This is a genomic window from Methylocystis parvus OBBP, from assembly GCF_027571405.1.
In the GTDB taxonomy this organism is placed as follows: domain Bacteria; phylum Pseudomonadota; class Alphaproteobacteria; order Rhizobiales; family Beijerinckiaceae; genus Methylocystis; species Methylocystis parva.
In genome coordinates this window covers 160,562-186,681 of sequence record NZ_CP092968.1, presented here as the reverse complement: position 1 = coordinate 186,681, position 26,120 = coordinate 160,562, and the positions used below count along the sequence as shown (strand labels likewise).

23 protein-coding genes are annotated in these 26,120 nt (G+C 65.4%); 8 read left to right on the top strand and 15 right to left on the bottom strand.

From position 1 onward, the window contains the following. Positions 1 to 56: 56 nt before the first annotated feature. The 3 genes from MMG94_RS00910 to surE form a co-directional block, all read right to left on the bottom strand. Complete coding sequence (locus MMG94_RS00910) at positions 57 to 1,688, bottom strand: LysM peptidoglycan-binding domain-containing M23 family metallopeptidase (protein WP_016921496.1); 1,632 nt, start codon at positions 1,686 to 1,688, stop codon at positions 57 to 59. Between the two features lie 126 nt (positions 1,689 to 1,814). Continuing rightward, positions 1,815 to 2,489 (bottom strand): protein-L-isoaspartate O-methyltransferase family protein, encoded by a 675-nt coding sequence (locus MMG94_RS00905; protein ID WP_016921495.1) that lies wholly within the window; start codon positions 2,487 to 2,489, stop codon positions 1,815 to 1,817. Then, a complete protein-coding gene (gene surE, locus MMG94_RS00900) occupies positions 2,489 to 3,280 on the bottom strand; it encodes a 5'/3'-nucleotidase SurE (RefSeq protein ID WP_016921494.1) in 792 nt (263 codons plus the stop codon). Before surE ends, MMG94_RS00905 begins: the two co-directional genes overlap by 1 nt. 120 nt (positions 3,281 to 3,400) lie before the next feature. Here surE and MMG94_RS00895 point away from each other — a divergent pair, with 120 nt between their 5' ends. After that, complete coding sequence (locus tag MMG94_RS00895) at positions 3,401 to 3,778, top strand: hypothetical protein (protein WP_016921493.1); 378 nt, start codon at positions 3,401 to 3,403, stop codon at positions 3,776 to 3,778. Positions 3,779 to 4,122: 344 nt separating this feature from the next. Further along, entirely contained in the window at positions 4,123 to 6,531 is a 2,409-nt protein-coding gene (glyS, locus tag MMG94_RS00890) for a glycine--tRNA ligase subunit beta (protein WP_016921492.1), read from the top strand. Positions 6,532 to 6,737: 206 nt separating this feature from the next. Here the strand turns inward: glyS and MMG94_RS00885 are convergent, their stop codons facing one another. After that, complete coding sequence (locus MMG94_RS00885) at positions 6,738 to 7,967, bottom strand: penicillin-binding protein activator (protein ID WP_016919485.1); 1,230 nt, start codon at positions 7,965 to 7,967, stop codon at positions 6,738 to 6,740. Between the two features lie 179 nt (positions 7,968 to 8,146). On the opposite strand from MMG94_RS00885, the gene rsmI reads away from it, so the two are divergent. Both rsmI and MMG94_RS00875 read left to right on the top strand, forming a co-directional pair. Next, on the top strand, positions 8,147 to 9,061 hold the full coding sequence (gene rsmI, locus MMG94_RS00880; protein ID WP_016919487.1) for a 16S rRNA (cytidine(1402)-2'-O)-methyltransferase: 915 nt from the start codon (positions 8,147 to 8,149) through the stop codon (positions 9,059 to 9,061). A 68-nt stretch (positions 9,062 to 9,129) separates the two neighbouring features. Next, on the top strand, positions 9,130 to 9,507 hold the full coding sequence (locus MMG94_RS00875) for a YraN family protein (protein ID WP_016919488.1): 378 nt from the start codon (positions 9,130 to 9,132) through the stop codon (positions 9,505 to 9,507). Between the two features lie 58 nt (positions 9,508 to 9,565). Here the strand turns inward: MMG94_RS00875 and MMG94_RS00870 are convergent, their stop codons facing one another. Next, positions 9,566 to 10,303 carry a metallophosphoesterase family protein gene (locus tag MMG94_RS00870; RefSeq protein WP_016919489.1) on the bottom strand — a complete coding sequence of 246 codons (738 nt, stop codon included), beginning with the start codon at positions 10,301 to 10,303 and terminating at the stop codon, positions 9,566 to 9,568. 168 nt (positions 10,304 to 10,471) lie between these two features. Here MMG94_RS00870 and MMG94_RS00865 point away from each other — a divergent pair, with 168 nt between their 5' ends. Together MMG94_RS00865 and haoB are read left to right on the top strand one after the other, a co-directional pair. Continuing rightward, positions 10,472 to 12,181 (top strand): multiheme c-type cytochrome, encoded by a 1,710-nt coding sequence (locus MMG94_RS00865; RefSeq protein WP_016919490.1) that lies wholly within the window; start codon positions 10,472 to 10,474, stop codon positions 12,179 to 12,181. A gap of 144 nt (positions 12,182 to 12,325) precedes the next feature. Further along, positions 12,326 to 13,273 carry a hydroxylamine oxidation protein HaoB gene (haoB, locus tag MMG94_RS00860; protein WP_244415289.1) on the top strand — a complete coding sequence of 316 codons (948 nt, stop codon included), beginning with the start codon at positions 12,326 to 12,328 and terminating at the stop codon, positions 13,271 to 13,273. 43 nt (positions 13,274 to 13,316) lie between these two features. On the opposite strand, the gene pdxR is transcribed toward haoB, so the two are convergent. Continuing rightward, a complete protein-coding gene (gene pdxR / locus MMG94_RS00855; protein ID WP_016919492.1) occupies positions 13,317 to 14,846 on the bottom strand; it encodes a MocR-like pyridoxine biosynthesis transcription factor PdxR in 1,530 nt (509 codons plus the stop codon). A gap of 271 nt (positions 14,847 to 15,117) precedes the next feature. On the opposite strand from pdxR, the gene MMG94_RS00850 reads away from it, so the two are divergent. Continuing rightward, a complete protein-coding gene (locus MMG94_RS00850; protein ID WP_016919493.1) occupies positions 15,118 to 15,318 on the top strand; it encodes a hypothetical protein in 201 nt (66 codons plus the stop codon). Between the two features lie 283 nt (positions 15,319 to 15,601). Here the strand turns inward: MMG94_RS00850 and MMG94_RS00845 are convergent, their stop codons facing one another. The 6 genes from MMG94_RS00845 to MMG94_RS00825 form a co-directional block, all read right to left on the bottom strand. Further along, a complete protein-coding gene (locus MMG94_RS00845) occupies positions 15,602 to 16,705 on the bottom strand; it encodes an alpha/beta hydrolase (protein ID WP_016919494.1) in 1,104 nt (367 codons plus the stop codon). Between the two features lie 12 nt (positions 16,706 to 16,717). Beyond that, positions 16,718 to 16,822, bottom strand: coding sequence for a hypothetical protein (locus MMG94_RS22010; protein ID WP_016919495.1), 105 nt, complete (start codon positions 16,820 to 16,822; stop codon positions 16,718 to 16,720). Between the two features lie 48 nt (positions 16,823 to 16,870). After that, on the bottom strand, positions 16,871 to 17,233 hold the full coding sequence (locus tag MMG94_RS00840; protein ID WP_154420115.1) for a hypothetical protein: 363 nt from the start codon (positions 17,231 to 17,233) through the stop codon (positions 16,871 to 16,873). A 435-nt stretch (positions 17,234 to 17,668) separates the two neighbouring features. Beyond that, entirely contained in the window at positions 17,669 to 18,148 is a 480-nt protein-coding gene (rlmH, locus tag MMG94_RS00835; RefSeq protein ID WP_016919497.1) for a 23S rRNA (pseudouridine(1915)-N(3))-methyltransferase RlmH, read from the bottom strand. A gap of 18 nt (positions 18,149 to 18,166) precedes the next feature. Continuing rightward, positions 18,167 to 18,589: a ribosome silencing factor gene (rsfS, locus tag MMG94_RS00830; RefSeq protein ID WP_016919498.1), complete on the bottom strand. Its 423-nt coding sequence runs from the start codon at positions 18,587 to 18,589 to the stop codon at positions 18,167 to 18,169. 421 nt (positions 18,590 to 19,010) lie between these two features. Continuing rightward, positions 19,011 to 19,982: a quinone oxidoreductase family protein gene (locus MMG94_RS00825; protein WP_016919500.1), complete on the bottom strand. Its 972-nt coding sequence runs from the start codon at positions 19,980 to 19,982 to the stop codon at positions 19,011 to 19,013. A gap of 237 nt (positions 19,983 to 20,219) precedes the next feature. Here MMG94_RS00825 and MMG94_RS00820 point away from each other — a divergent pair, with 237 nt between their 5' ends. Then, positions 20,220 to 21,476: an FAD-dependent monooxygenase gene (locus tag MMG94_RS00820; RefSeq protein WP_020372433.1), complete on the top strand. Its 1,257-nt coding sequence runs from the start codon at positions 20,220 to 20,222 to the stop codon at positions 21,474 to 21,476. 344 nt (positions 21,477 to 21,820) lie between these two features. Here MMG94_RS00820 and MMG94_RS00815 read toward each other — a convergent pair whose 3' ends face one another. The 3 genes from MMG94_RS00815 to putA all read right to left on the bottom strand — a co-directional run bounded on the left by MMG94_RS00815 (position 21,821) and on the right by putA (position 26,092). After that, a complete protein-coding gene (locus MMG94_RS00815) occupies positions 21,821 to 22,300 on the bottom strand; it encodes a ferritin-like domain-containing protein (protein WP_085985244.1) in 480 nt (159 codons plus the stop codon). 105 nt (positions 22,301 to 22,405) lie between these two features. Beyond that, entirely contained in the window at positions 22,406 to 22,918 is a 513-nt protein-coding gene (locus MMG94_RS00810; protein WP_026016172.1) for an Hsp20/alpha crystallin family protein, read from the bottom strand. Positions 22,919 to 23,047: 129 nt separating this feature from the next. Beyond that, positions 23,048 to 26,092 (bottom strand): bifunctional proline dehydrogenase/L-glutamate gamma-semialdehyde dehydrogenase PutA, encoded by a 3,045-nt coding sequence (putA, locus tag MMG94_RS00805; protein WP_016919505.1) that lies wholly within the window; start codon positions 26,090 to 26,092, stop codon positions 23,048 to 23,050. Positions 26,093 to 26,120: the final 28 nt, after the last annotated feature.

The following is a 26,120-nucleotide window of genomic DNA, read 5'->3' as shown; positions in this document are numbered from 1 at the left end:
CTTTTCTCCGGACGTAAGTGTCTCGCGAACGCCGGAGAATTTCTCCCAGCGCTTTTTTACAGACCCGCGAGGTAATTCGTCGGATCGACCGGGGTCGAGCCCTTGCGCAGTTCGAAGTGAAGCTGCGGGGAGCCGACATTGCCGGACTGGCCGGATTTGGCGATCGTCTGGCCGCGCTTCACGGAGTCGCCGCGCTTCACGTCCAGTTCGCCATTATGGGCGTAGGCGGTGACGAAGCCGTTCGGGTGACGGATCAGCACCAGATTGCCATAGCCCTTCAGCTCGCTGCCGGCGTAAGCCACCGTGCCGCCTTCGGCCGCCTTCACCGGCGTGCCTTCCGGCACGGCGATGTTGATGCCGTCATTGCCGCCCGTCGAGAAGCCCTGAATGATGCGGCCGCGCGCGGGCCACCGGAATTCGGGCTTGTCGCTGTCGAGAGAGACCTTGGTCGCCTCTTCGGCCGGCGGAATGGAGGCGGTCGTCGTGGTCTTGTCGACCTGACGCGCGGCGGGCGCCGGCTCCGCGGGCTTCTCGGCCTGGGCGACCTTCTGCTGCTGCTTCTCGGAGGCGGCGGCCTGCTTTTCAGCGGCCGCGGCGGCGGCTTCGTCGCGCGCGGCCTCGGCCTTGGCGAGACGCTCGGCCTTCGCCGCCTTGGCGGCTTCGGCCTTGGCGAGCTTGGCTTCCTCGGCGGCCTTCGCGGCTTCCGCTTTGGCTTCGGCGGCCTTGGCGGCGTCGGCCTTCGACTTCGCGGCCTCGACCTTGGCGAGCTTCGCCTTGTCGGCGGCGGCCTTGGCCTCGGCGGCCTTCATCTCGGCCTCCTTCTTCGCGTCGGCCTTCTTGGCGTCGGCGAGACGCTTGGTCTCCGCGGCCTTCTGCGCGGCCTGCTTCTCCGCCTCCACCTTGGCGAGACGCGCCTCCTCGGCGGCCTTCTCGGCCTCGGCCTTCTTCTGGCGCTTCAGCTCCTGCTCGTCGGCGGCGGCCTTGGCCTTCTTCGCCTTGGCCTCGTCCTCGCGGGCGACCTTCGCGGCGGCTTCGGCCTTGCGCTGATCTTCGCGGGCGGCCTTGGCGGCCGCCTCGGCCTTGCGCTGCTCTTCCCGGGCGGCGGCGGCCTCGGCCTTCGGGTCGGGCTTGGGCTCCGGCTTGGCTTCAGCGACCTTGACGGGCGCCGGCGCGGCGGCCGGACCAGAATGAGCGACGGCGCCGGCGCGATAGACCGGGACGATCAGACGCGAGCCCGGCTGAACCTGGGCGGCCGTGCTGTAGCCATTGGCGCGCAGCAGGGCGTCGGTCGGCACGCCATAGCGCGTCGCCAGCATGCCGGCGGTCTCGCCGGAAGCCACGGTGACCGGCGTGCCGCCATCGGCGGTCCAGTGCGAGCCGGTCTGGCCGGCGGGCAGCGGAGCGGCGGCGACGGGAGCCAGCGTGCGCGGCGCAGTCGGGGCGGCCGGAGCCGGCAGCGGACGGGACTCGACCCGGGCCGGGGCCGGATTTGCGATCGCGCCGGTCGGCGAGCGATCCACCCCGCGATAATTCGCAACCTTCGGGGCGGCGCCCGAGGTGAAAGGATCGGCGAAGGGATCGGAAAAACGCGAGGCGTCTGAACAACCCGCCATCAGGGCGGCCGCTCCCGCGGCCATCATGAGCCGCACCGCGACCCGCGAAAAAGCAATCTGACGCTCTATAGCCATGACGCGACCCACTCGCACGCACCATCAACACGTCAGTTCTACGCGCAAGCGGGTTAAGGAGGCGTTTAAGATGAATCCCGCGACAACGCCGTCGCTAAAATCTTCATCATGTCCCAAACGCCTGAATTACAGGGCTTTTGCGACGCCAAACGCCGCCGCGCCAAGGCTGTGCGGGCCGAGATCGTTTTCGCGCAGATCGCCCCCTTCAATTCGATCAACCTTAATCAATCGTTGACGCGGGCGTTTTTCGCCCTCTGCGAAGTCACGGCGCGCGTAAACCAACGCCCCGCCTGGAGAAAGCAGTTGCAGCAGCGCGGCGGGCGGCGCATCGAGCGCGGCCTGCACGACGATGCGGTCGAATTGTCCCAGCGTCGGCGCCGGCGCGAGACCGTCTCCATGCAGCGCTGCGGCGTTGGCGGCGGGCAGCGCCGCAAGACGCCGCGCCGCCTCGATGGCGAGCGTCTCGTACCGCTCCAGCGAAACGACCTCGCGGGCGAGCCGCGCGAGTATCGCCGTCCCATAGCCGGAGCCGGTCCCCACCTCCAGAACGCGATGGCCGCGGCCGATCCGCAGCGCCTCGATGCGGCGGCCGAGATCGGCGGGGCGCGACATGGTCTGCCCGCAGCCGAGCGGCAGGGCCATGTTGCGATTGGCGAGGTCGCGAAATTTGTAGGGCGCGAAGGCCTCGCGCGGCACGGCCTCGATCGCGCGCATCACCGAGATGTCGCGCACGCCCGCCTGACGCACGGCGAGAAGCAGCGCCGCGCGCTCCTCGAAGGCGGCTTTGGCGGGCTCGATCATCAGCTTGTCTTCTCCCCCGGCGCGTCCGCGTCAAATTCGGCGGCGAGCCGGGTCACGGTCGGATGGTCCGTGAGGTCGAGCTGCAGCGGCGTCACCGAGATCTTCTTCTCCTCCACCGCCAGCAGGTCCGTTCCGGCGCCGGGCGTGAAATTGGCCCGCTGGAACGAAATCCAGTGATAAGGATTGCCGCGCCCGTCCTTGCGGTCCTCGATCCGCATCAGATCATTGCTGCGCCGCCCCTGCATGGTCACCGCGACGCCTTTGACGTCGCCCGGCCCGCAAGCGGGGAAATTGACGTTCATGAGCACGTTTTGCGGAATGCCGGCCGCGAGCAGCCTGCGCACGATGCGGCCGCCATGCGTTTCCGCGCAAGTCCAGTAAACCACGCGCTCGCCCGCGAAGAAGTCGTAGCATTGCGACAGCGCGATCGCCGGAACGCCGAGAATCGTCGCCTCCATGGCGCCGGCGATCGTGCCGGAATAGGTGACGTCCTCCGCAATGTTCTGTCCGCTATTGACCCCGGAAAGGACAAGATCCGGCGGATGGTCGAGCAATAGCTTGCGCACCGCCATGATCACGCAGTCGGTCGGCGTGCCCTTCACGGCGTAATGGCGCGGCGAAATCTCGCGCAGGCGCAAGGGATCGTTGAGAGACAGAGAGTGCGCGACGCCCGATTGCTCCCATTCCGGCGCGACGACGAAGACGTCGTCCGAAATCTCGCGCGCAATCTTCTCCGCGACGGCGAGGCCGGGCGCATGGACTCCGTCGTCATTGGTTACGAGAATGCGCATTCAGGAGCCTCGAACCGGCGCAGCATTAGTCAAGGGCCGGGAAAAATTTTTCGGAGAGCGGAACCTTACGCCTTGTACAGCGCTGTTTCTTGGCAAGAAAAACCTTGTTCGGAGGAACATATGCGTAAGCTTCGCCTTTCTCTGCTCGCCCTTGCCGCTTTGGCCGGCGGCGCCTCCAACGCGAACGCCTATGAAGCCATGCTCGGCGGCAATTTCGTCCTGCACACGCAGCCCCATGGCCGCCATCTGATGACGCTCGCCGCCGGCGACATCGTCAATATCGATCACTGCGACCATAGCTGGTGCGCGGTGACGCATGGTCCGCACGCCGGATATCTCTATATGCCGCGCACGCTTGACGGGAATCTTTACGGTCCGCATGGCGGCGTCGCCGGCTATCAGGACGGCGGTCCCGCCGAACTCGGCCTCGCCGTCATATCCGCGCCTGTCGACGCGGCCGGCGATGTCGTCAACGCGGGCGTCAGCGTCCTGCGCTAACTCGCTCGGGAGGCTTCTCACGAAGCCTCCCTCCTCTCTTTATCCGCTCGCCGCGATTCGCGCCAAGCCGCTGGAGAAAGCGGGGGGGCGGGCAATCGCGGCGAAATTGCGCGACGGCTTCTCGACACGATGTATCCGGCGTTGTACGGGTCTTGGGACATTCACGCGCGCGTCACCCCACCCCGGACGGCTCCGCCGCCCGACCCTCCCCCTCCAAGGGAGAGTGAAGAGCCCGGCCACGGCTGTCCCCTACCCTCCCCTCGAGGGGGAGGGCCGAGGGCCGCCGCGAAGCGGCGGGGCAAGGCGACGCTCGCGCCGCAGGCGCGTACGAACGATTGAGAGAAATGCCCGACCTTCTCCTCGAACTCTTTTCCGAAGAAATTCCCGCGCGCATGCAAAGGCAGGCGGCCGACGACCTGAAAAAGCTCGTCACCAATGCGCTCGTCGACCGCGGCCTGACCTATGAGGGCGCGGCCGCCTACGCCACGCCGCGCCGGCTCGCGCTTCAGGTCGTCGGTCTGCCGGGCCGTCAGCCGGACGTGCGCGAGGAGCGCAAGGGCCCCCGCGTCGGCGCGCCGGAGGCGGCGATTACGGGCTTCCTCAAAAGCGCGGGCCTCGCCTCGCTCGATCAGGCCAGGATCGAGAAGGACAAGAAGGGCGCGGAATTCTATCTCGCGGTCATCGAGCGCCCCGGCGCCGAGACGATCGCCGTGCTGACCGACATTCTGCCCGGCGTCGTCAAGAGCTTCCCCTGGCCCAAGTCGATGCGCTGGGGAGAAGCCTCGCGGCAGTCGGATTCACTGCGCTGGGTCCGGCCGCTGCACTCGATCGTCGCCACGTTCGGGCCCGAGAACGAGACGCCGGACATCGTGCCCTTCGAGGTCGACGGCGTCGTCGCGGGCGACGTCACGCGCGGCCATCGCTTCCTCGCGCCTTACGAGATGCGCGTGAAGCGCTTCGAGGATTATGCGATGTCGCTGGAAAAGGCGAAGGTCGTGATCGACGCCGAGCGTCGCCGCGACATCATCCTCCACGACGCCAGGGGCCTCGCCTTCGCGCAGGGGCTGGAACTCGTCGAAGACGCGGGACTCCTGGAGGAAGTCGGCGGCCTTGTCGAGTGGCCGGTGACGCTGATGGGGTCTTTCGACGAGAGTTTCCTGGCCATCCCGCCGGAAGTCATTCGCGCGACGATCCGCGTGAACCAGAAATGCTTCGTGCTGCGCAAGCACGCTCCCCTCGCGGGGGAGAGTCGCGCCGCAGGCGCGGGGTGGGGTGAAGCCTCGAATGGCGGGGGCGTCGCCCCCATCCGGCAGGCTACGCCCGCCGACCTCCCCCCTCAAGGGGGAGGCGGACTCGCCAACCGTTTCATCCTCGTCTCGAATATCGAGGCGACGGATGGCGGCGAGACGGTGATCGCCGGCAATGAGCGCGTCATCGCCGCGCGCCTGTCGGACGCGAAATTCTTCTACGAGACCGACCTCAAGACGAAGCTCGCCGACCGTCTGCCGAAGCTCGACAACATCGTCTTCCACGAGAAGCTCGGCACGCAAGGGCAGCGCGTGACGCGCATCGCAGCGCTGGCGCGGGAGCTTGCTCCCATCGTCGGCGCCGATCCCGCCAAAGCCGAACGCGCGGCGACGCTCTGCAAGGCCGATCTCGTGACCGAGATGGTTGGCGAGTTCCCCGAATTGCAGGGGCTGATGGGCAGCTATTACGCCAGGGCGCAGGGCGAGGACGCGTCCGTCGCCAATGCCTGCTACGAACATTACAAGCCGCAGGGCCAGGGCGATTACGTTCCGAAGGACCCTGTGTCGATCGCCGTGGCGCTGGCCGACAAGCTGGATACGCTTGTGGGGTTCTGGGCGATTGATGAAAAGCCGACGGGCAGCAAGGACCCTTATGCGCTACGAAGGGCGGCGTTGGGGGTGATCAGGATTGTGCTGGAGAATGAGGTAAGGCTATGCCTCGTAAACGAAGCAATGCTTATGCCTTTTGTCTTTGCGAACTGCGATATCGCAATGCATTCTACTCGTCCAGCTTTTGATGCGCTCCTTGCTGCTCAAAAACATCTCCGAGATGACGAGGCCCTCGGCGATGCTTTTGATAGATACAGCAGCATGAGGCTGCGTCCCCTCACGAAAGACCAGTTACTGGAGCGAACGGATCAACTTTCGTCCCTCCTCGAATTTTTCATCGACCGCCTGAAGGTCTACTTGCGCGACAAGGGCGCCCGTTACGATCTTATCGATGCGGCGCTGGGCGCCGTGGCCTTCGCCGACTCCGAGGAGGAGACCGTCGCGGGCGCGCCGTTACAGGACGACCTGCTCATGATTACGAAGAAAGTCGAAGCGCTCGACAAATTTCTCGCGACGGACGACGGCAAGAACCTGCTCGCCGGCTTCAAGCGCGCCGTCAATATTCTCAAGGCCGAGGAAAAGAAGGACGGGCCGAACGCCTATTCGCACCGCCACGCCGCCAATCTGCGCATCGAGCACGAGGAGCACAAGCTCGCCGCCGCCATCGCCCGCGCGCGGGAGGAGACCGCCGAGAAGCTGGAGAAGGAAGACTTCGCCGGCGCCATGCGTTCGCTGGCGAAACTGCGCGAGCCAGTCGACGCCTTTTTCGACAAGGTGACGGTCAACGCCGAAAACGCCGACCTGCGCCTCAACCGCCTGCGCCTTCTCGCCGAGCTGCGCCGCGTGATGACGGGCGTGGCGGATTTCGGGAAGGTGGCCGGAGAGGCGGGGGCGTGATTTTGCCCTCTCCCGGTTTCACAGGAAGAGGGAATCACGGACGCTGATCGTGAGCCGCCTCCCTCCCCCTTGCGGGGAGGGATTGAGGGTGGGGGTCAACAATCTTGATCGCTTACGCGGGCCTTTCCCCACCCTGCCCTCCCCGCAAGGGGAGGGATAGAGCGCGGCGGCCTTCATCCGCAGAGTAGATCGAGAGCGAGCGCCGTCTACGCCCCGTTCCCCGTAAACGTCCTCGGCGCCGGCGAGACGATTTTCGCTGCGCCGCTGCCGATCTCCAGCACCGAGAGCCCGCGCTCATTGGTGCCGTCCGGCTTGAAGCGGAAGACGCCGTCGGCGCCGTTGAAGCCCGACGGATTCGTCAGCACATTATCTGAATAACGCTGCGAGCCCTGCGAGCGCGACAGCGCGATGGCGAGGGACACGGCGTCATAGGCCAGCGTCGCGATGCGGGCCGGGTCCGAGCCGAACTTCGCCTTGTAGCGGGTCGCGAAAGCGTTGAAGCCGGCGTTTTCCGGCGCGGTGAACCAGGCGCCCTGCAGCGCCGGCAGGTTCAGCGTACGCGCGTCGTTCCACAGGCCTGTGCCGATGATCTGCACTTTCTTCGAGTCGAGTCCCGCCGCCGCCAGCTCCTTGGAGACGGAAGGCATGGCGTCGGCCTGTTCGGGAATGAAGATCGCGTCGAACTGGTCGCGCGCGGCGGCGAGGCGCTGGATCGACTCGGCCGGGGCGCCCGGCTTGTAGCGCTCGATCAGCGGCACGCGCAGGCCGTAATTCGCCGCGCTCTGCTGGAAATGTCCGAGCGCCAGCGTGCCATAGTCATTCTCGGGGGCGAGCACCGCGACGGCTTTCTTGCCCTTCTGCGAGGCGTAGCTCAGCCCGCGATCGACATGGCCCTCGACGAGGAAGGACAGAAGATATTGCCCGCTGCCGGCCGCGGAGGTGTCGGTCGAGAAAGCGATGACCGGCTTGCCGGCGGCGCGCGCGACGCGGCCCGCCTCCTTCACGTCGGTCGCGAAGACCGGCCCTAGAATGATCTCGGCGCCTTCGCCGACAGCCGCCTGGGTCGCCGCGGCGGCGCCGGCGGGCGAGGATTTGTCGTCCTTGACCAGAATTGTGACGTCGCTCGAGCCGCTGTCGGCGTAAGCGAGCTTGGCCGCGTTGCGCAGCGAGGCCCCGACCGAGGACGCGCCGTTGGGGCCGGTGAGCGGCACGATCAGCGCGACCTTGACGGCCCCCTCGCCGATCGTCTCGCCGGCGTCCGCCACCGCGACCTGACCCGCGGGAGCCGGCGCGCCGATGCGCAGGTCCTTGGCGCCCGGAATGCCCGGTCCCGAACCGGGATTGCAGGCGGCGAGGGCCAACGCCGCCGCGCCCGCGAAGAGCCCGAGCGCGCCACGGCGCGACGGGGCGCCACGAAAGCCCGCAATAAAATACATCGTCCAACCCCCTGCGACGGATGACCCCGCGCCTGTTCCAGCGCATAGGGTCCGCCTCCCCGACCGAAAGTCAATAGATGACAGAATGAGCATAAAATGAGGCCTTGCCGAGACAGGCCAGATCGTTCCATATTCCGAACAATCGGCCGACATATCGAACGCCTTTGGAGTTTTCGCCCATGGCCAGCGACGCCGCCCCCTCCCCCGCCGCGGGCTACACGGCCTTCGGCCTGCGCGCCGAGGCGGAGAAAATCGAACCGGGTCTGCATGTTGTCGCGACCCCGATCGGCAATCTCAAGGACATTTCCTTCCGCGCGCTGTCGACGCTCGCCGCCGCCGACGCGGTGATCGCCGAGGACACGCGCGTCACCAAGAATCTTCTGGCGCATTACGGCATCTCGACGCCGCTCGTCGCCTATCACGAGCACAACGCCAAGGTGATTCGTCCGCATTTGCTGGCGCGGCTCGAATCCGGCGCGGCTTTGGCGCTGGTTTCGGACGCCGGCACGCCGCTCGTCTCCGATCCCGGCTTCAAGCTGGTGCAGGAGGCGCTGAAGAAGGGCGTCCATGTCACATCCGTCCCCGGCCCTTCCGCCGTTCTGGCCGCTCTGGTCGTCGCGGGCCTGCCGACCGACCGCTTCTTTTTCGAGGGCTTTCTGCCGCACAAAAGCGGCCCCCGCCGCGCGCGTCTCGCCGAACTGGCGCCGGTGCCGGGAACGCTGGTCTTTTTCGAAAGCCCGAGACGTTTGTCCGAGACCCTTGCCGACGCGGCGGCGATTCTCGGTCCAAGGAGCGCGGCGATCGCGCGCGAGCTGACGAAGATATACGAGTCGGTCCGGCGCGGCCGGCTCGACGAATTGTCGGACGCGCTCGCGACCGAGGAGCCGCCAAGGGGCGAGATCGTCCTTCTAATCGCCCCGCCGGAAGCAGGCGCCGCCGAAGCCGCGGAGGCCGATCTCGACGCGCGGCTCACGGAGGCGTTGGACTCCTATTCGGTGAAGGACGCCGCGAGCGTGGTGTCGGCCGCGACCGGCCAGCCGCGCCGGCAGGTTTATGCGCGGGCGCTGCAGCTGGCGGCGGAACGGGGAAAGTAGGCATCACATCGTCGCGGCGCTGTCGGGGGGCGCTTCGCTTCCCTCGCATCGACGGTTAAGCTTGCGGCATGAACGACCCGGAAAACGCCCGCCGCGCCGCCCGCGCCTATGGCCTTCAGGCCGAAACCATCGCCACGCTCTGGCTTCGGGCGCGCCTCTACGCGATCCTCGACCGCAACTTCCGCATCAAGGATGGGGAAATCGACATCGTGGCGAAGCGCGGAGGCACGATCGCCTTTGTCGAAGTGAAGGCGCGCGGCGATCTGGAAGAGGCCTTCATCGCCATCACCCCGCAAAAGCAGCGCCGCATCTCACGGGCCGTCAACCGCTGGGTCGCAACCCACCCCTTTGCGATGAACTGCACGCTGCGCGGCGACGCGATCTTCATCGCGCCGGGGAAACTGCCGCGCCATCTGGAGGATGCGTTCGAGTTGAGGGTGGGCTGACGCTTCCATTTTTGCGGGGATTACAGCAAGAATTCATACCTGCTTTTGAAGATGCATATCAGCCGGCCGTATCGATAAACCTTCGCCCTTCTCCCTCCAGCACGACCGCGGTCAGCCGGCCGCTCTTGAAGGCGTGGGTGTCGAGATTGATGCGGTTTTCCAGATTTTCGACATGCGCATGCGGCGTATGCCCGTGCACGACGACTTTTCCGAACGCCCCGCGATAGTTCAGGAATTCATAGCGAATCCAGATCAGGTCCTGCGGATCCTGCCTTTCCAGCGGCACATGCGGCCGCACGCCGGCGTGACAGAAGAAGTAATCGCCGAATTCGGCGGAATATTCCGTCTTTTCGAGAAAGTCCCGATGCGCCCTGGGAAAATGCGCGAGAAACGCCGCCAGCACCGCCGGCGCGCCGCCATTGCGCATCTCCCTGCCCGGATCGACCCCGTAGGACGCCAGCGTCGTGAGCCCGCCAAAGGCGGCGAACTGGTCGAGCATCGCCGGATCGTCGAGATAGCGCAGCATCGCGTCTTCGTGATTGCCGCGCAACGTGATGATGGGAGTCGGAAAATCTGCCAGCCTGAGGCGTTCGACGACGCCGCGCGAATCGAGTCCGCGGTCCACATAGTCGCCGAGAAAGATCGTCAACGCCTCGTCGTAATCGCCTCTGCGGAGGTCGGCCGCGACGAGATCGCCAAGGCGCGCCAGAAGATCGGCGCGACCGTGAATGTCGCCGACCGCGTAAATGCGTAACCCGTCCGGCGCGGCCGCGTTCAAGATCGTTCGTCCTGTCATGGTCCAATCTGTGATTTCATTTATGGTGCGAAAGGACGACAACGAGTCGGACGCGGGCGGAAGAAAGCAGGGTTGGCGCCATTTGCGCCAAAAGCTGTGGTTCTTCCCACTAACTGCGCCGCTAACGACAATGCCGCCACAGAGAAGTCTCGCGCGCCGAGGGGAAAAATGTCGATTTTTGGAGCTGTTCTTGGCCGTCGCCTCTGCGCCGGCCTGTTAACGCTTGCCGGCGCGGCGATGATCGCCTTGACGCCCGCCCGCGCCGAGACCCCGGACGAAACATACAAGGCCCTAGGTCTCTCCAAATCCGCTTCTCCCAGAGAACTCTTCGATGCGCTGGAGAAGCGCTATCACGACGAAACGCAAGGCGCGGGCAAGGGGTCGTTTTCGAAATATTGGGAGCCGATCCCGATATCGAAATATCTCAATCCGCACAGTTTCTATAAGCCGCCGCAAACGGTCGACGTCGACGCCACGCGCGCGCAATGCGTCGAATGCCACAGCCAGACGACGCCCGGCTGGACGCATAGCTGGAAAAGCAGCGCCCATGGCAATCTCGACGACATCCGCAAGCTGCCGGACAGCGACTCCCGCGCCTATAAAAAGGCGATGATCAAGGAAGTGGAGGCGAACCTCCAATCCATGGGCAAGCTCAAGGCCGGCGAAAGCCTGAAGGAGGTCGGCTGCATCGACTGCCATATGGGCGTCGGCCAGCAGCATGGCCAACACAAGGCCGAACTGAAGATGCCGGACGCCGCCGCCTGCGGCCAGTGCCACGTCCAACAATTCGCCGAGCGCGAATCCGAGCGCGACACCTTCACTTGGCCGCAGGACCAGTGGAAGCCGGGCCATCCCTCGCATGCGCTGTCGATGAAGGCGAATGTCGAGAACGCGATCTGGGCGGCGATGGAGCAGCGCGAAGTCGCGGAAGGCTGCACCTTCTGCCATACGCCGCAGACGACCTGTAACTCCTGCCATACGCGACATGAATTCTCAGCGGTCGAGGCCCGCAAGCCGCAGGCCTGCGCGCAATGCCACAACGGCGTCGACCACAATGAATTCGAGGGCTACATGCTTTCGAAGCACGGCACGGTCTATCAGGCCCGCGGCGATCAGTGGGACTGGAACGCGCCGCTCTCGGAAGCGATGGAAAAGGGCCATATGAACGCCCCGACCTGCGCTTTCTGCCACATGGAGTATCAGGGCAAGTTCACGCACAACATGGTGCGCAAGGCGCGCTGGGCCTTCGTGCCCATGCCGAAGATCGCCGAGAATCTGAACCATCCGTGGTTTACCGCGCGCAAGGAGTCCTGGGTCTCGACCTGCACGAACTGTCACTCCGACAGCTTCGCGCGGGCCTATCTCGACGACATGGACAAGGGCGTCATCGCAGGCCTCGATATCACCGAGAAGTCGCGCAGCGTGCTCGTGAAGCTCTTCAACGACAAGCTGCTGCCGGGACAGAAAACGAACCGTCCCGCGCCGCCCGCGCCTGAGAAGGACGAGGCCGGCGGCTTCTTCCAGCTCTTCTGGCAGAAGGGCAATAATCCGAGCATGATCGAATATGTCTTCGCGGATATGTGGGAGCACCATCAGATCAAGCATTACAAGGCGCTCGCCCATATGAATCCCGGCGGCTACACCTATTCGGAAGGCTGGTCGCAGCTCATCGGCGCCGCCGCCAGGATCAATGACGAGGACACGAAGCTGCGCGAGGCGGCGGAAATCCGCGCCGAGCTGAAGCGCATCTCCGGCGAGAAGCGCGGCGATCTCGAACTCTACTCGCCCTTGCGCCGCAGCGTCGCGGCGGGGCTTGGCCTGCTGGCGGTGATCATCGGCGGCGCGATCCTGATGATGCGGGACCGGAAGAAGGCGTAACTCGAAAGCCTCGCGTCATTGCGAGGAGCGAATGCGACGAAGCAATCCAGAGCCGCGACGCCTGCTCCTGGATTGCTTCGCCATTCTGCGAAGTCGGGTATACCCGACTTCGAATAGATGCTCGCAATCGCGGAAATGTCCGATATGAAAAAGATCATCGGCGCCGGCCTCGTCGCCAGCGGCCTCGCCCTCCTTGGCTGGGCCGGCTATTCGACGCTGGCGCCCGTCTCGCATTACGCGCTCGCCATTACGCCCGCAGCTGACGACGAGGCGAAGGAACTCGCGAGCCTCGGCCTCGCGCGAGAATCATTGCAGCGCGTCGAGATCAAGAGCCCCGAAGAACGTCGCCCCCTCGCGACCGGCCTTGTCGCGAAAGACGGCGTGCGTCTCGCGCCGCTTGTCTGGCGGAACGATGTCACCGAATCGATCCTGTTCCCGGACGTTGCGGCCTCCGACATCGCCAAAGTGCTCACCGCCATGCGCGAGCATGTCCCTGACGACGCCGCGATTCTCGCATGGTGGGATTTGTCTCGCGCCATCCGTATCGCGGCGAAGCGCAACGCGCCGCTCGACGATAGCGAAGCTGCGGGCCTGCTCATTCCGCCATCCTGGACAGAAGCCGGAAATATAGAGCGCGCGCGCTGGGGAGCAGGCGCGGAGGCGCCGTCGCATGAAAGCTTCAGCCGCTTTATCGACGCCCTGCTTTCCAACGAAGCGCAGGGCGCCGACGCCTTGGCGAAACTCGCGGGCGACAAGCCCGCCTTTGTCGCCGTGCATATATCAGACGTCTGGAAAGCGGCCGCCGCACGGCCCGGGCGCGTCTCGATCGCTTATAAGGATTTCCCGTCGTCCGGCATCTCGCACGGCGTCATCAAATCCGCCCTGCAGTGGATGCGCGACAACAAGATCGAGGGCCCCTTTGCGGCGGAGCCCATCCGCGGCGCGGTGCGTTTGCATTATTTCGAGCGCGGCGGCGACGCCGACGCGCTCATTGCGAAACTCCTGCCGTTTTCGACGTCGAACCCGGCGCAATTGGCGCGTTTCGAACTCGTCTATCAGCACAAGGGCTGGTGGGTTTACCGGCTGAAGTAAACGCGCGCGTCGCCTCTCCACGTCACGCAGAGAGAGGGCGCGCTCACCCCTTCAGCGCGCCGGCGAGCCGGGCGATGCCGTCCTCGATCTCTTTCTCGGTCAGCGCGACGAAGCCGAGCATCAGCAACCGGTCGCCATCATCATTCGTCCCGAACCGCAACGCCGAACCCGTCGCGAGCGAACACACGCCGACGCCCGCCGCCAGGCCCTTCGCCTCGACCTCCGCCGCGGTCGGGAAACCTTCCGGCAGCTTCCAAACGAGATGCATGCCGGCCTGCTCGCCGTAAATCTCGCATTCGCCGAAATGCTTGTGGAGCGCGCCGAGCAGCGCGTCGCGCCGCTCGCGATAGAGCTGCCTGATGCGGCGCAGATGGCGGCCGAACTCGCCGCTCGCCATGAAATCCGCCATGGCCGCCTGCTCCAGCCAGCTCTGGCCGTTGTTCATGAGCATCTTCATCCGGCGGAAGCTTTCCACGAGCCGCGGCGGGGCGACGACATAGCCGAGACGCAGACCCGGCCCCATGCATTTGGAAAAGGTGCCGAGATAGATGACGCGCTCGTTGCGGTCCAAACCCTTCAGGGCGGTGAGGGGCGAGCCGACGAAGCGGAAGTCGCTGTCATAGTCGTCTTCCATGATGTAGGCGTCATATTGCGTCGCCCAGGACAGAAGCTCGATTCGCCGTTGCAGGCTCATCGTCACGCCGATCGGATATTGATGTGACGGCGTGACATAGGCGACCGCTCCCTTCTCATGCGGAAGCTTCGTCACGTCGAGACCGTCGCGGTCGATCGGCACGGGATGGAGCTTGGCGCCGAGGCTTTCGAGCACGAAGGCCGCGCCCTGATAGCACGGCGACTCGACCACGGCGGTCGAACCCGGCGAAACCAGCAGACGTCCGACAAGATTGAAGCCGTCCTGGCAGCCGCCGACAATGATGATCTGCTCGGCGTCGCAGACGACGCCGCGCGCGGGCGCGAGATGCTTGGCGAGCGCCTGGCGAAGCTCGAGGAGGCCGGCGGGGTCGTTGTAGCTCGTCAATCGCGTGCCGGCCGATTTCAGCCGCGCCTTGATGTGGTGCGACCACGCCTTGAGCGGAAAGCTGCGCCAATCGGGGCGGCCGACCCAGAAATCAGCCGCGAGCCGGCGGCGATCCATCGTCGCCAGCCGATGCGTGCGCAAGCTTTTCAGCGTTTCGCCCTCGGGCGAGGGCTGATTGGCGAGCGGCGCCGCCGCGGGGCGCTCCGCGGCCGTCGAGAGAAAGGCGGTGTCCGGCAGATCGGGCGAGACGAAGGTGCCGACATAAGGCTTGGTGCGGATGTAGCCCTCGGCGATCAACCGCTCATAGGCGAGCACGGCCGTATTGCGCGAGACGCCGAGCTGCGCGCTCAATTCGCGCGTCGTCGGCAACGGATCGTCCCCGCGCAGCTGCCCATTCAGGATCATGGTGCGGATCTGGTCGAAAATCTGCGTCTGCAGCGTCGACTTTTCAGATTCCTTCAAGATGATCGACAATTGCGCGTGGCCGCTCCGGACCACGGGCGTTGGACGAACGATTGAAGCCGTGCTCGTCATTGTTACGGTTTCCGCGCAGAAATTTGATCGGCGGCTGCCTTACATGACGATTACGGCCGTCTTTCGCAACCTCATAGATCCACGTCCCCATCCTAATCTGGCGCCACAGACTTAAGTGGCATAGGGAAAGCGCGCGACCAGGGCCGGACACGCTTTTGTCAAGAAACTTTTAATTGGCGCCACAAGCAAGCGCCTCTCTGGCGCTTTTCGGCAGGCAGTTCTTGAGAAAGTCTAATAAGCGCAAAAACGCAGGAAGCGCCGGGAGGAAGACATGACGCTTGCCAATTCGAAACTCGTGCCGGCCGCGTTCTGGATCGGCTTCCTTGCTCTGGGCTTCGCGACGAGCGTCGGCGGCCCGGCCAAACGCCACACGGATCTCGCCCATCGTCCGGCCAAGACGGCCGCCGTCCCGGTCGACGTCGCGCAATCGGAGAAACCGACCCAGGAAATCCGGTCCGTGGCGCGCGATTGATCGCAGTCGCCCCGGGAAAGCGCCGGTGAAGCGGACAACGACCCGGAGAGGCGAGCGGGCGCTCCCTTGTCGCCAGGCCCAGCGGCTCCTATCTTAGCTCGAGGCGGCGATTGAGGCGTCGCCTTGAGAAGCGGCCCGAGCGCGGATGTAGCGACGGGCCGTTTTGCTGAGCATAGGGTGTCCGCATGCCGGAAGGTCTCTGGAAAATAATCGCCATTGGCTTCGTTCTGTTTTTCATCGGCGCGGCGATGGTCGGCTGGTTCTACGGCTGAAGCCCGCTCATTCACCTGCCCAGCCGCGCGTCGAAAAAACGCGCAATATCCTCGAAAACCTCCCGCGCTTCCGGCATGCCCGGCCCCGCATATTGCGCGTGGCTCATGCCCTCATAGACATTGAGATCCGCCTCGGCCCCCGCACGGCGCAGCGCGCGATGAACGCGGACGGTGTTGGACAGAAACAGATCGCGCGTGCCGGTCGTCAGGATCGTCGGCGGGAAATTTTTGTAGTTTCCATAGACCGGCGAGAGATAGGGGTTCTTGAGGTCGTGGCCGTTTGCGTAAAGCCGCGCCGCGCCCCCCAGCCAGCCGTCCCAGGCGACAAGCATGTTGTCGACATATTCATTGGCGAAATAGCTGTCGCCGATCTTGTCGAGATCCGACCAGGGCGTCCCGGCGGACACGGCCGCCGGAAGCGGCAGTCCTTCGTCCTTCGCCTTCAGCGCCATTGCCAGCGCCAGCCCGCCGCCCGCCGACGACCCGAACACAGCCATGTTCCTCGGATCGATCGTCTGCGCGATCGATCGCCAGACGGTCAGCGCATCGTCGAGCCCGGCCGGAAACGGGAAGTCGGGCGGCATGCGGTAGTCGACGGAAATGACGCGATAGCCGCCGATGCCGGCCATCATGATCGCTTCACTGGTCGCCGCTTCTCCGCCCCCGAAGACGTAACCGCCGCCATGCAGGTGCAGAAGCATGCGATTGACGTTTTCCGGGCGAAGGTCGCGCGGCGTCACGAGATAGGCTTTGACGCCGGCGATCTCCGTCGCCTCGACCGAGACATGCAACTGCTTGCGCAAATCCGCGAGCGGCGCGGTCCATTCCGCCGCGAAGCGCTTGTTGAGCGCCCCCCATTCCGCAGCCGTTTTGGGCGGCGGCGATAACACGCCCGGCGGATAGGGCATGCGGATGAAGGCCTGCAACTGCTTGCTCACGTCGCCGGGGACGGGAATGACGCGCGGCGGCACATGACGGGGACCCGGCTGCGCATTGGCCGCCGCGGCGGCGGGCGCGTCGGCCGGCGGCGTGGGCGGCCGCGTTTTCGCCCAGGCGCCGGAAAAGAAAGCGAGCAGCGCGCTGAAGGAAAGAATCGTGAAAGGGAATCTGCTCAAGCCGCACCCCGATTAGTAGCTGTCCGTCGCGATGGCGCGCAATTGCAGCGCGCGCCGCGCCGTCTCCTCCATCAGGCAATAAGCGCGATTATCTTCCCCGAGCGGCGCCGGATGCAATGCGCTTTCGACCTCGCATTTCGCCGCGCGATAGGCGATCCACGCCCGCTAAGCGTCGCGAAGCTTATCCTTCGCCTCCGCCGGGACGACTTTGACGGCGTCGCCGTACCATCGATTCAGATCGTCGTCCCAAATCCTTCCCTCGACCGGCGCACAGCTTCGCGGATGGCCGTTCTTGTCCGAAGACTTGATGGATTTTGGCGCATCCTCGAGGCCGAGACAGGCTCCGGTCACTTTGCCGACGCAGGCCGAGAAGGCGGTCGCCTCGTCGCCATTGTCCTTGAGACAAGCGGCGATCCATCCCTTTTCGCTGGCGTTCGGACCGCCGCCGCTCTTTTCCTCCCCCGAGACGGGCGGGCTTAAAAGCATGCCGATAAGAACGATAGATAAGCCTCTCGCGGCGCGCCTCATCCGACCTCCAATTTTTCTCCGGCTCATATCCCGAACAGCTTGTCGTTTCGTCGCCGGCGATTATGGTCAAGTTCAAGCCGCTCGATTCTCTGCCCGTTTCGAGCGGCCAGGCCCGGCGGGTGGGCCCCCCGCGCGCCGGGCCGCCATGATCGCTCCCCGCCGCACTGTGGCCGCAATGCAACGCCCGCTCTTAGTTTGATTCGAACATGGTTCGCCATGACGGCTACGCTTGGCCGGAACTTGTGGCGAGATTAGGCTTTTCTCGTTTCAGGGCGGGGATTTGAGGGGAAGTGGCGGCCTGTCCAACGCACCCGGACAGGCCGCTTTTTCATTGCCCTCCGGCAACGGCGGACGAGCGTCGCAAGCATGACCTTGTATTGGGGAGCGTCGTCGCCGGACGCAGAAGCTCTCGGGCTGACGAGCGACGCCGGAACGTCAGGCGCGGTGGTAAGGATGGCCTGACAGAATGGTCATCGCCCGATAAATCTGCTCGGCCGCCAATATGCGCACGAGCTGATGCGGCAGCGTCATCGCGCCGAAGGAGAACACGGCCGTGGCCCGCGCCCGGACGACGGCGTCCAGTCCCTCCGAGCCGCCGATCGCGAACCACGCGGCCTTGCGCCCGGCGTCGCGCTCCCGGCCGATAAAGCCTGCAAAAGCCGCGCTGTCCGCCGCCTTGCCCCGCTCGTCGAAGACGATGAGGGCCGAATCGGAAGGCAGCAGCGACAGCATCTCCTCGCCCTCGCGCGCCATGCGCTCGGCCGGACTTTTCGCTTTGCTCTCGTCGATTTCCTTGAGGTCGAGCCCGTCGAGCCCGATACGTCTCAGCGCCGCGATGCGCTCGGCGTAACGCGCGTAGATTTCACGCTCGGGACCGGCCTTCAGCCGGCCCACGCAAATGATCCCAAGCCGCAAGACCGCCGGTCTCTTGGCTTAAACCAGCCGCATCTCGACCGGACGGTCGCCGCCCCACATCTTTTCGAGGTTGTAGAACTGACGCACCTCGGGACGGAAGACGTGGATGATGACGTCGCCGGCGTCGATCAGCACCCAGTCGCACTGGGGCAGACCCTCGACGCGGGCGGTGACGCCAGCGTCTTTCAGCGCCCGGATCGCCTTGTCGGCGATGGCCCCGACATGAACGGTGGAGCGCCCTGTCGCGATGATCATTTCATCGGCGAGGGCGGTCTTGCCGCGCAGATCGATGGAAATGACGTCCTCGGCTTTGGAATCGTCCAGCGCGTTGAGGACGTTATGCACGATCGAGCCAGAAAGCGACGCGTTGGCGCCGATCTTCGGCTGGGAACGGGTCTCCGCCCCCGGATGAACACTTGTCGACAGCGTTGCAACCCTCATGCTTCACGGCCATGGCTTCGGCCGCACCCAAAGGATGGGACTCTTCGTCACGGATTGCAACATGAAAGGGAGCCGTCGTCCTGGGGCCGCCAGAAAAAAACCCGGCGTCGAGGCCGGGTCTCCAAGGCAGCTCGGGCTAATCGAGAGGCGGGAGGAACCTCAAAGCCGGAACGATTCGAGAATAGCCCATTTTGGGAAAAATGCTCGCGCATTTTTCGCCGCAGCCGCCATCCAAAGGGGAGAATCCCGTTTTGACGCGCGTCAAGGCCTTGATTTCGAGACGCCGGCGTCGGCTGGCCAAAGGCCGGAGTCTCAGCTTTTCAAACAGTTGAACGCAGCCCTGATTCCGGGCGGCGCCGGCCGTGGCGGAAAAACAACACACGCGCGAATTGTAGCCCGGCGCAGCCTCCCCGCCCCCAAATCAGGGAATCAGGACCATGGCGCCGGTCGTCTGGCGCGATTCGAGCGCCGCATGCACCTTGGCGGCGTCGGCGAGCGGAAAGGCTTCCGGCGGGGCAATCGTCAGGTTGCCGCGCTTCACCGCGTGGAACATGTCCTCGGCCATGTCCTCATAATCCCGACGCTTGGCGATATAGGTAAAAAGCGACGGGCGCGTCGCGAAAAGGGAGCCCTTCTGCGAGAGGAGGCCAAGGTCGAACGCCTCGATGGGCCCGGAGGCCGAGCCGAAGCTGACGAACATGCCGAGCGGGGCGAGACAATCGAGCGAGGCCGGGAAGGTGGCCCGCCCCACGCCGTCATAAACGACGTCGCAGAGCCGTCCCTTGGTGATCTCCTTGACGCGCTCGGCGAAATTTTCCGTGCGGTAGAGAATCGTATGGTGCGCGCCCGCCTTTGCGGCGATCTCCGCTTTCTCCGGCGAGCCCCCCGTCGCGATGACCTTGGCGCCGAGCGCGTTGGCCCATTGACAGAGAAGCTGGCCGACGCCGCCCGCCCCGGCATGGACCAGAACGCGGTGGCCCTTTTTCACCCGGAAGGTCCGGCGCAGGAGATATTGCGCGGTCAGACCCTTCAGCATGGTCACCGCGCCCTGCTCATAGCTCAGCGACTTCGGCAGATGGATCACTGAGGCGGCGGAGATATTGCGCGCCTCGCTATAGCCGCCGAGCGCGCCGACATAGGCGACCCGGTCGCCCTCCTCGAAATCCTTCACGTCCTCGCCGACGGCGACGATCTGCCCCGCGCCTTCATGGCCGGGAATGAAGGGATATTCGGCCGGATAGGCTCCCGTGCGGCGATAGATGTCGATGAAATTCACGCCGATGGCCCGATGGCGGATTTGCACCTCGCCGGGCCCGGGAGAGGCCAGTTCGACTTCCTCGAGCTGCAAGGCCTCGGGGCCGCCGGGCCGGTGCACGCGAATCGCCTTGACCATTCGAAACCTCCACTCGCCGCAACGAAGGCAAATCGCCGTTCGATAATATGGAACCGATTAGCATGCCGTTCGACCGCGCGCATAATCGTCGAAGCGGACGAAGCTATGACAGGCTGCGCGCCGCGCCCTGGAACCCGCCGGCCGGGCTGCGACTGCGCGCGGCAAAATCGCGCCCCCGCGACCCTCGCCCTTGAGGATGCGGGCCGCTATAACAGCCGCAAGATCAGGAGTTCCGCTATGACCGAGTTTTCCGCGCCGGGCGGCGCGACGACGAAGACCGACATTCTTGTGGCCGGCGCCGGCTCGACCGGCCTCGCCGCCGCGCTCGCCTTCGCGCGCTCGGGCCTCAAGACGGCGCTTGTCGGCCGCATTCCGCCGCCGCTTCCCGGCCGCACGGTCGCTCTCTTCGAGGCGTCCGTCCGTTTCCTTGGCGCGCTTGGCGCGCTGGACCGGGTGAAGGCGCTCGCCTGCCCCGTGGAGGCGATCCATATGATCGACGACACGGATCAGCTCTTCCCCGTCCCGGAGCTCACCTTGCGCGCGAGCGAGGTCGATCTGCCCGCGCTCGGCGTGAACATCTCCAATGACGAACTCGTTGGCGTGCTGCTCGACCTCGTCCGCAGCAAGCCGGAGATCGAGCTGATCGAGGCGGATATCGTCGATTACGAACTGAACGGCGCGGGGGCCGCCGCGATCCTCGCCGACGGCCGCCGGATCGAGGCCGATTTCATCGTCGCCGCCGACGGCCGCAACAGCCGCGCGCGCGCCGTCGCCGGCATCGACGTGAAAGAATGGACCTATCCGCAAGTGGCGCTGACCATGATGCTGCGCCACGAATTCCCGCACGACAACATATCCACCGAGTGGCACACGCGCTCGGGCCCCTTCACCCTTGTCCCGCTGCCCCCGCGCGAGGACGCCCCGCACCGCTCCAGCCTCGTCTGGCTGATGAGCGTCGCGGACGCTCGCCGCCGCCTCGCCAAGCCGCGCGAAGAGCTGGAATATGAAATCGAGGACTACGCCAAGTCCGAATTCGGCGCGATGAAGATCGAAAGCGACATCGGCCAGTTCCGCATGGGCGGCATGCAGGTGTCGCAGCACGCCAAGGGACGCCTCGCGCTCGTCGGCGAGACCTGTCACATCTTCCCGCCGATCGGCGCGCAGGGCCTCAATCTCAGCCTGCGCGACGTCGCCGATCTGGAGGATTGTCTCGCGAGCGTCGATCTGCGCAATTCCCGCGAACTCGAGCGCGCGCTCATTCGCTACGACCGCCATCGGCGCGCCGACATCGGCTTCCGCACCCATGGCGTGGACGTGCTCAACCGCTCCCTCATCATCCCCTATCTGCCGGTCGACCTCTTCCGCGGCGCGAGCTTCATCGCCGTCGCGACCTTGGGACCGCTTCGCCGGGCGGTTATCCGCGAAGGCGTGCTGCCGCATCTCGTGCTGCCGCGCATGATGCGCAAGCCGGTGAGAGAAGCGCGGGCGGGATAAGCTGGACGGAATGTGGTCCGCTGTCATTCCCGACGAGCCGCGCGCCCGATCGGGACTTCGATAGAGAGCGAGAGATCGCCGCTTTTGAGGATTCCCGGTCGCGACACGCGCTCCGGGCATGACGCTGGAAATCGCGCGCGGCGTCGCGCGCCCGACGCCAAACGCGTCACCGCATCTTGCCGCCAGGTCCCTGCCCTCTACCTCCCGCCTTCGCGGAGGGAGCGAAGATGCAGGCGCGCCGAGGCTACAGTTACAAATATATCGCGCAGGCCGCGCTTATCGGCGTCATGCTGATCGCGGTGGACGTCAGCCTCTACGAGGCGCTCCGTCATATGCTCCGCTGACTACGGCTCGCTCGGCAGCTTCTCGCCGGCCTTGTGCGCCGCGATCCATTTGCGCAATTCCGAAACATGATCGCGCTCCTCCTCGACAAATTCCTTGGCGAGAATTTTCGTCTCGGGATCGTCGGTGGCGTCATGGACGGACTGATAATAATCAAGTCCCGCAAGCTCCGCCTGCAGCGCGATGGTGAGCGCCTCCTCGCGGCCGATAAAGGGGTCCGCGCCCCAAATCGCCGCGCTTTCCGGGCTCTCGAGATCTGGCCACACAAAATCCTCGGGGCGCAGCTCAGGCAATTCGCGAAATCCCGAACGCGCCCTGGCGTCGGAAAGATGAAGGCGCGAATAATCGGACAAGCGGCGGAAAAGCTTTCCGACCTGCGCATTGCCATTCGTCGTCATAACGTCGGCAAGCTGGCCGAACCGCATCGCCGCCTCGGATTCGAGCTGAATTGCGTGGGCGAGGAAGTCCTCAACCTTCATAATCTGAATCCCTGTGCCAGCCTGCGTAAAAAGGGCGCGAAATTATTGCGCGCCCTTCAGAATTTGCAAAGTCCATATGCTGTGCGAACAGCATTTAATGGCGGCGCCTCATTTGACGGCGATGTCGATCTTCTTTTCCTGGGTCACGGTCTGCGCCGTTTTCGGCAGGGTGATTTTCAGCACGCCCTTCTCGAAATGCGCCGCGATCTTGTCGATGTCGGCGTTTTCCGGCAGCCTGAAGCTGCGTTTGAACGATCCATACCGGCGCTCGGAGAAGAACATGCCTTCCTTGTTCTCCTCGCGCTCCATCTTCTTCTCGCCATGGACGACGAGCGCGCCATTGGCGACCTTCACCTCCACATCCTTCTGATCGAGGCCGGGAAGCTCGGCGGTGACTTCATATTCGTTGTCGCGCTCCACGAAATCGACAGGCGGCGTCCCCTGCCAACCCATAAAGCGCTCGAACGGTTCGAAATCGCCCGAGCGCCTCTGTACCGGCGCCTCGTCGAAGAAGCGATCGAGCTGACGGCGCAACGCCTCGAAAGGCCGCCAGTCCCAAATATCGGGAGGAACCAGCGCGCCGCCGCCATCTCTTTTCGCAGGTGTCCGCTCTTCGGTCATGTCCGCCTCCATAATGTCGACTGCGCGCGCCGACGCCTTCGGACGACGCTCGCAGATCTCCTTGCGCCAAAGAAAATCGGCAGCGCCCCTGCCCGCTTCAAGCTCCGCCGCAGAGCCAAAATGTCGCGCCTATTCCCCGAGCGAGAGGAGCGCGGCGTCGCCTCCGAAGGACGCGACATTGATGGTTACCGTCGTCTCGCGGACGAAGCGCCGCAGATAATCCGGTCCGCCCGCCTTCGGCCCCGTGCCGCTCAGGCCGAAGCCGCCAAAGGGCTGGCTGCCGACAACGGCGCCGATCATGTTGCGATTGACATAGACATTGCCGGCCGGCCCGCGCGCCGCGACGAAACGAATACGCTCCTCGATGCGCGTTTGCAGCCCGAAGGTGAGGCCGAAACCGGAGGCCTCCACCTCGCGGAGAAGCGCATCGAATTCTTCCGCGCGCCAGCTTGTGACGTGCAGCGCCGGACCGAAAACCTCCTGCCTCAAATCGGAGACGCGGCCGAGCCGTATGATATGCGGCGCGACATAGGTCCCGCTCGTCGGCGCCTCGCCTTCGTAAATCACGCGGCCGAGGGATTTCTGTTCCGCTATGTAAGCGTCGAGACGCTGCTTGGCCTCATCGTCGATGACAGGCCCGACATGCACGCCGAGTTCGCGCGGATCGCCGATGCGCAATTCCTTTGTCGCGCCGATCAGCGTCTCGATGGCGCCCGCGGCGATATCCTCCTGCAGGCAAAGCAGCCGCAGGGCCGAGCAACGCTGACCCGCCGAGCGGAAGGCGGAAGCGAGAACGTCGTCGACGACCTGTTCGATCAGCGCCGTGGAGTCGACGATCATCGCGTTGATCCCACCGGTCTCCGCGATGAGAGGCGCGATTGCGCCTTCGCGGGCGGCGAGAGAGCGGTTGATTTTCTGTGCGACCTCCGCCGAACCGGTAAAGACGACGCCCGCGACGCGCGAATCGGCGACCAGAGCGGCGCCGACGTCGCCGGCGCCCGGCGCGAATTGCAGAACGTCGCGCGGGACGCCGGCTTCATGAAGCAACGCGACCGCCTTCGCGGCGATGAGCGGCGTCTGCTCGGCCGGCTTGGCGACGACGGCGTTTCCCGCGACGAGCGCGGCGGCGACCTGCCCGAGAAAAATCGCGAGCGGGAAATTCCATGGCGAAATGCAGACGAAGACGCCGCGCCCGTCATATCGAAGGCGATTGTCCTCCCCGGTAGGGCCGGGGAGCCTGTGCTCGCAACAGATCGCCCGCGCCTGCCCCGCATAATAGCGGCACATATCGGCCGCCTCGCGCAGCTCCGCGAGCGCGTCGTCGAGCGTCTTGCCGCCTTCGCTTTGCAGCAGCGGGATGAAGGCGCCGCGCCGCGCTTCGAGGAGGCCGGCGGCGCTTTCGACGATTTGCGCGCGCGTCGCGACAGGCGTCGCGTTCCAGCGCGGGAAAGCCGCCGACGCCGCCGCCATCATCGTGCGCACATTATCGGCGTCCGCCTCGATCACGCGGCCGACCCTCGCCCCGTCGATAGGCGACGCCGCGTCTCTTGGGGCGCTTTTCGTGGCCGCGCTCGGCTCTGCTTCGCTCGGCTCGCGCGCTGCGTCCATTTCCTCGAGCAGCGCCGCGAGCGCGCGCCTGTCGCCGAATTCGACGCCTTGCGAGTTGGCGCGGAGAGGCGCGTAGATTTGCGAGGGCTTCGCCAGCCGCGAATGACGGGCGCCGTCGCGAAGGGCCTCATGCGGATCCGCGACGAGCAAGTCCTCCGGCGTCTGCGGATCGGCGGCGCGCGCGACGAAGGAGGAATTCGCGCCATTTTCGATGAGCCTTCGCACGAGATAGGCGAGCAGATCGCGATGCGGACCCACCGGCGCATAGACGCGCACGGGAGCGTCGCTCGTCTCGGCGAGCGCGGCGTAAAGCGCCTCGCCCATGCCGTGCAGGCGCTGGAATTCAAAGTCTTGGTCCGCGCCGGCGCGCATGAGAATTTCAGCGACGCTGCGGGCGTTATGCGTAGCGAATTGCGGATAGATGCGCGGTTGCGCGAGGAGCGTCGCGGCGCAGGCGTCGTAATTGAGATCGGTCATCGCTTTGCGCGTGAAGACCGGATAATCGGCGAGCCCTCGCTCCTGCGCGCGCTTGATCTCGCTGTCCCAATAAGCGCCTTTGACGAGCCGCAGCATGAAGCGGCGATCATGGGCGTCGGCGAGCGCGGCGGCGTAATCGATCACCGCGCTCGCGCGCTTCTGATAAGCCTGCACGGCGAGGCCGAACCCGTCCCAGCCGGCGAGCGACGGATCGGCGACGACGCGCGCGATCACGTCGAGCGAAAGTTCGAGCCGGTCCGCTTCCTCCGCGTCGATCGTGAAGACGAGATCGCGGTCTTTCGCAAGCCGCGCCAGCTCCAGCACGCGCGGCGGCAGCTCCTTCAAGACGCGCTCGCGCGAAATCGCCTCGTAGCGCGGATGCAGCGCCGAAAGCTTCACGGATATTCCGGGGCGATCGGGCGGCGGCCTGTCGCTCGCCTGTTCGCCGATCGCGCCTATGGCGTTCGCATATGCGTTGAAATAACGCGCCGCGTCCGCCGCGCTGCGCGCGCCCTCTCCCAGCATGTCGAAGGAGAAACGCTCGCTCGCCCCATTTGCGCGCGCCAGCGCGTCGCCGATCGTCTCGCCGAAAACAAAATGCGCGCCCATGAGCCGCATGGCCTGGCGCGCGGCGACGCGCAAGGTCGGCAGGCCGAGGCGCCGCGCGAGATCGGCGACGAGGCCGCGCGGCTCTCCCTGCCCGACAAGGCGCGCGGATAGACCGAGCGCGTAGGCGCAGGCCTGAACCAGCAGCGTATCGGACGCCGCTTCGTGATGGGAAAAGTCGCCGGCCGTCAGCTTGTCGACGATCAGTTGATCGGCCGTCGCATCGTCCGGCACGCGCAACAGCGATTCCGCCAGCGCCATGACGGCGAGGCCCTCGCGCGAGGAGAGCGAGAATTCATGCAGGAAATCTTCGACGCCGCCCAGTGCGCTGTGCTGCGCGCGCATGCCGCGAATGAGGGCGCGCGCTTTTGCGTCGATGTCGGCGCGGGCGTCCGGGTCGGGGCGCCCGGCGAGGAACGCCGCCGCGAACGCCTCGTCCGGCGGCGCGTACGGCGCGACGAAAGGCGGCGGTTCCCTCTGCATGACTTCGCGGCGCCCCCGATCAGATGAC

Bases quoted from the DNA above. Each gene is read 5' to 3' on its own strand.
- MMG94_RS00840 (WP_154420115.1), bottom strand. From the start codon at position 17,233: ATGAGGCGCGCCGCGAGAGGCTTATCTATCGTTCTTATCGGCATGCTT.
- glyS (WP_016921492.1), top strand. From the start codon at position 4,123: ATGCCCGACCTTCTCCTCGAACTCTTTTCCGAAGAAATTCCCGCGCGC.
- MMG94_RS00910 (WP_016921496.1), bottom strand. From the start codon at position 1,688: ATGGCTATAGAGCGTCAGATTGCTTTTTCGCGGGTCGCGGTGCGGCTC.
- MMG94_RS00875 (WP_016919488.1), top strand. From the start codon at position 9,130: ATGAACGACCCGGAAAACGCCCGCCGCGCCGCCCGCGCCTATGGCCTT.
- rsfS (WP_016919498.1), bottom strand. From the start codon at position 18,589: ATGAGGGTTGCAACGCTGTCGACAAGTGTTCATCCGGGGGCGGAGACC.
- MMG94_RS00865 (WP_016919490.1), top strand. From the start codon at position 10,472: ATGTCGATTTTTGGAGCTGTTCTTGGCCGTCGCCTCTGCGCCGGCCTG.
- MMG94_RS00905 (WP_016921495.1), bottom strand. From the start codon at position 2,489: ATGATCGAGCCCGCCAAAGCCGCCTTCGAGGAGCGCGCGGCGCTGCTT.
- pdxR (WP_016919492.1), bottom strand. From the start codon at position 14,846: ATGACGAGCACGGCTTCAATCGTTCGTCCAACGCCCGTGGTCCGGAGC.
- MMG94_RS00895 (WP_016921493.1), top strand. From the start codon at position 3,401: ATGCGTAAGCTTCGCCTTTCTCTGCTCGCCCTTGCCGCTTTGGCCGGC.
- putA (WP_016919505.1), bottom strand. From the start codon at position 26,092: ATGCAGAGGGAACCGCCGCCTTTCGTCGCGCCGTACGCGCCGCCGGAC.
- MMG94_RS00850 (WP_016919493.1), top strand. From the start codon at position 15,118: ATGACGCTTGCCAATTCGAAACTCGTGCCGGCCGCGTTCTGGATCGGC.
- MMG94_RS00810 (WP_026016172.1), bottom strand. From the start codon at position 22,918: ATGACCGAAGAGCGGACACCTGCGAAAAGAGATGGCGGCGGCGCGCTG.
- MMG94_RS00870 (WP_016919489.1), bottom strand. From the start codon at position 10,303: ATGACAGGACGAACGATCTTGAACGCGGCCGCGCCGGACGGGTTACGC.
- MMG94_RS00825 (WP_016919500.1), bottom strand. From the start codon at position 19,982: ATGGTCAAGGCGATTCGCGTGCACCGGCCCGGCGGCCCCGAGGCCTTG.
- surE (WP_016921494.1), bottom strand. From the start codon at position 3,280: ATGCGCATTCTCGTAACCAATGACGACGGAGTCCATGCGCCCGGCCTC.
- haoB (WP_244415289.1), top strand. From the start codon at position 12,326: ATGAAAAAGATCATCGGCGCCGGCCTCGTCGCCAGCGGCCTCGCCCTC.
- MMG94_RS00885 (WP_016919485.1), bottom strand. From the start codon at position 7,967: ATGTATTTTATTGCGGGCTTTCGTGGCGCCCCGTCGCGCCGTGGCGCG.
- rsmI (WP_016919487.1), top strand. From the start codon at position 8,147: ATGGCCAGCGACGCCGCCCCCTCCCCCGCCGCGGGCTACACGGCCTTC.
- MMG94_RS00820 (WP_020372433.1), top strand. From the start codon at position 20,220: ATGACCGAGTTTTCCGCGCCGGGCGGCGCGACGACGAAGACCGACATT.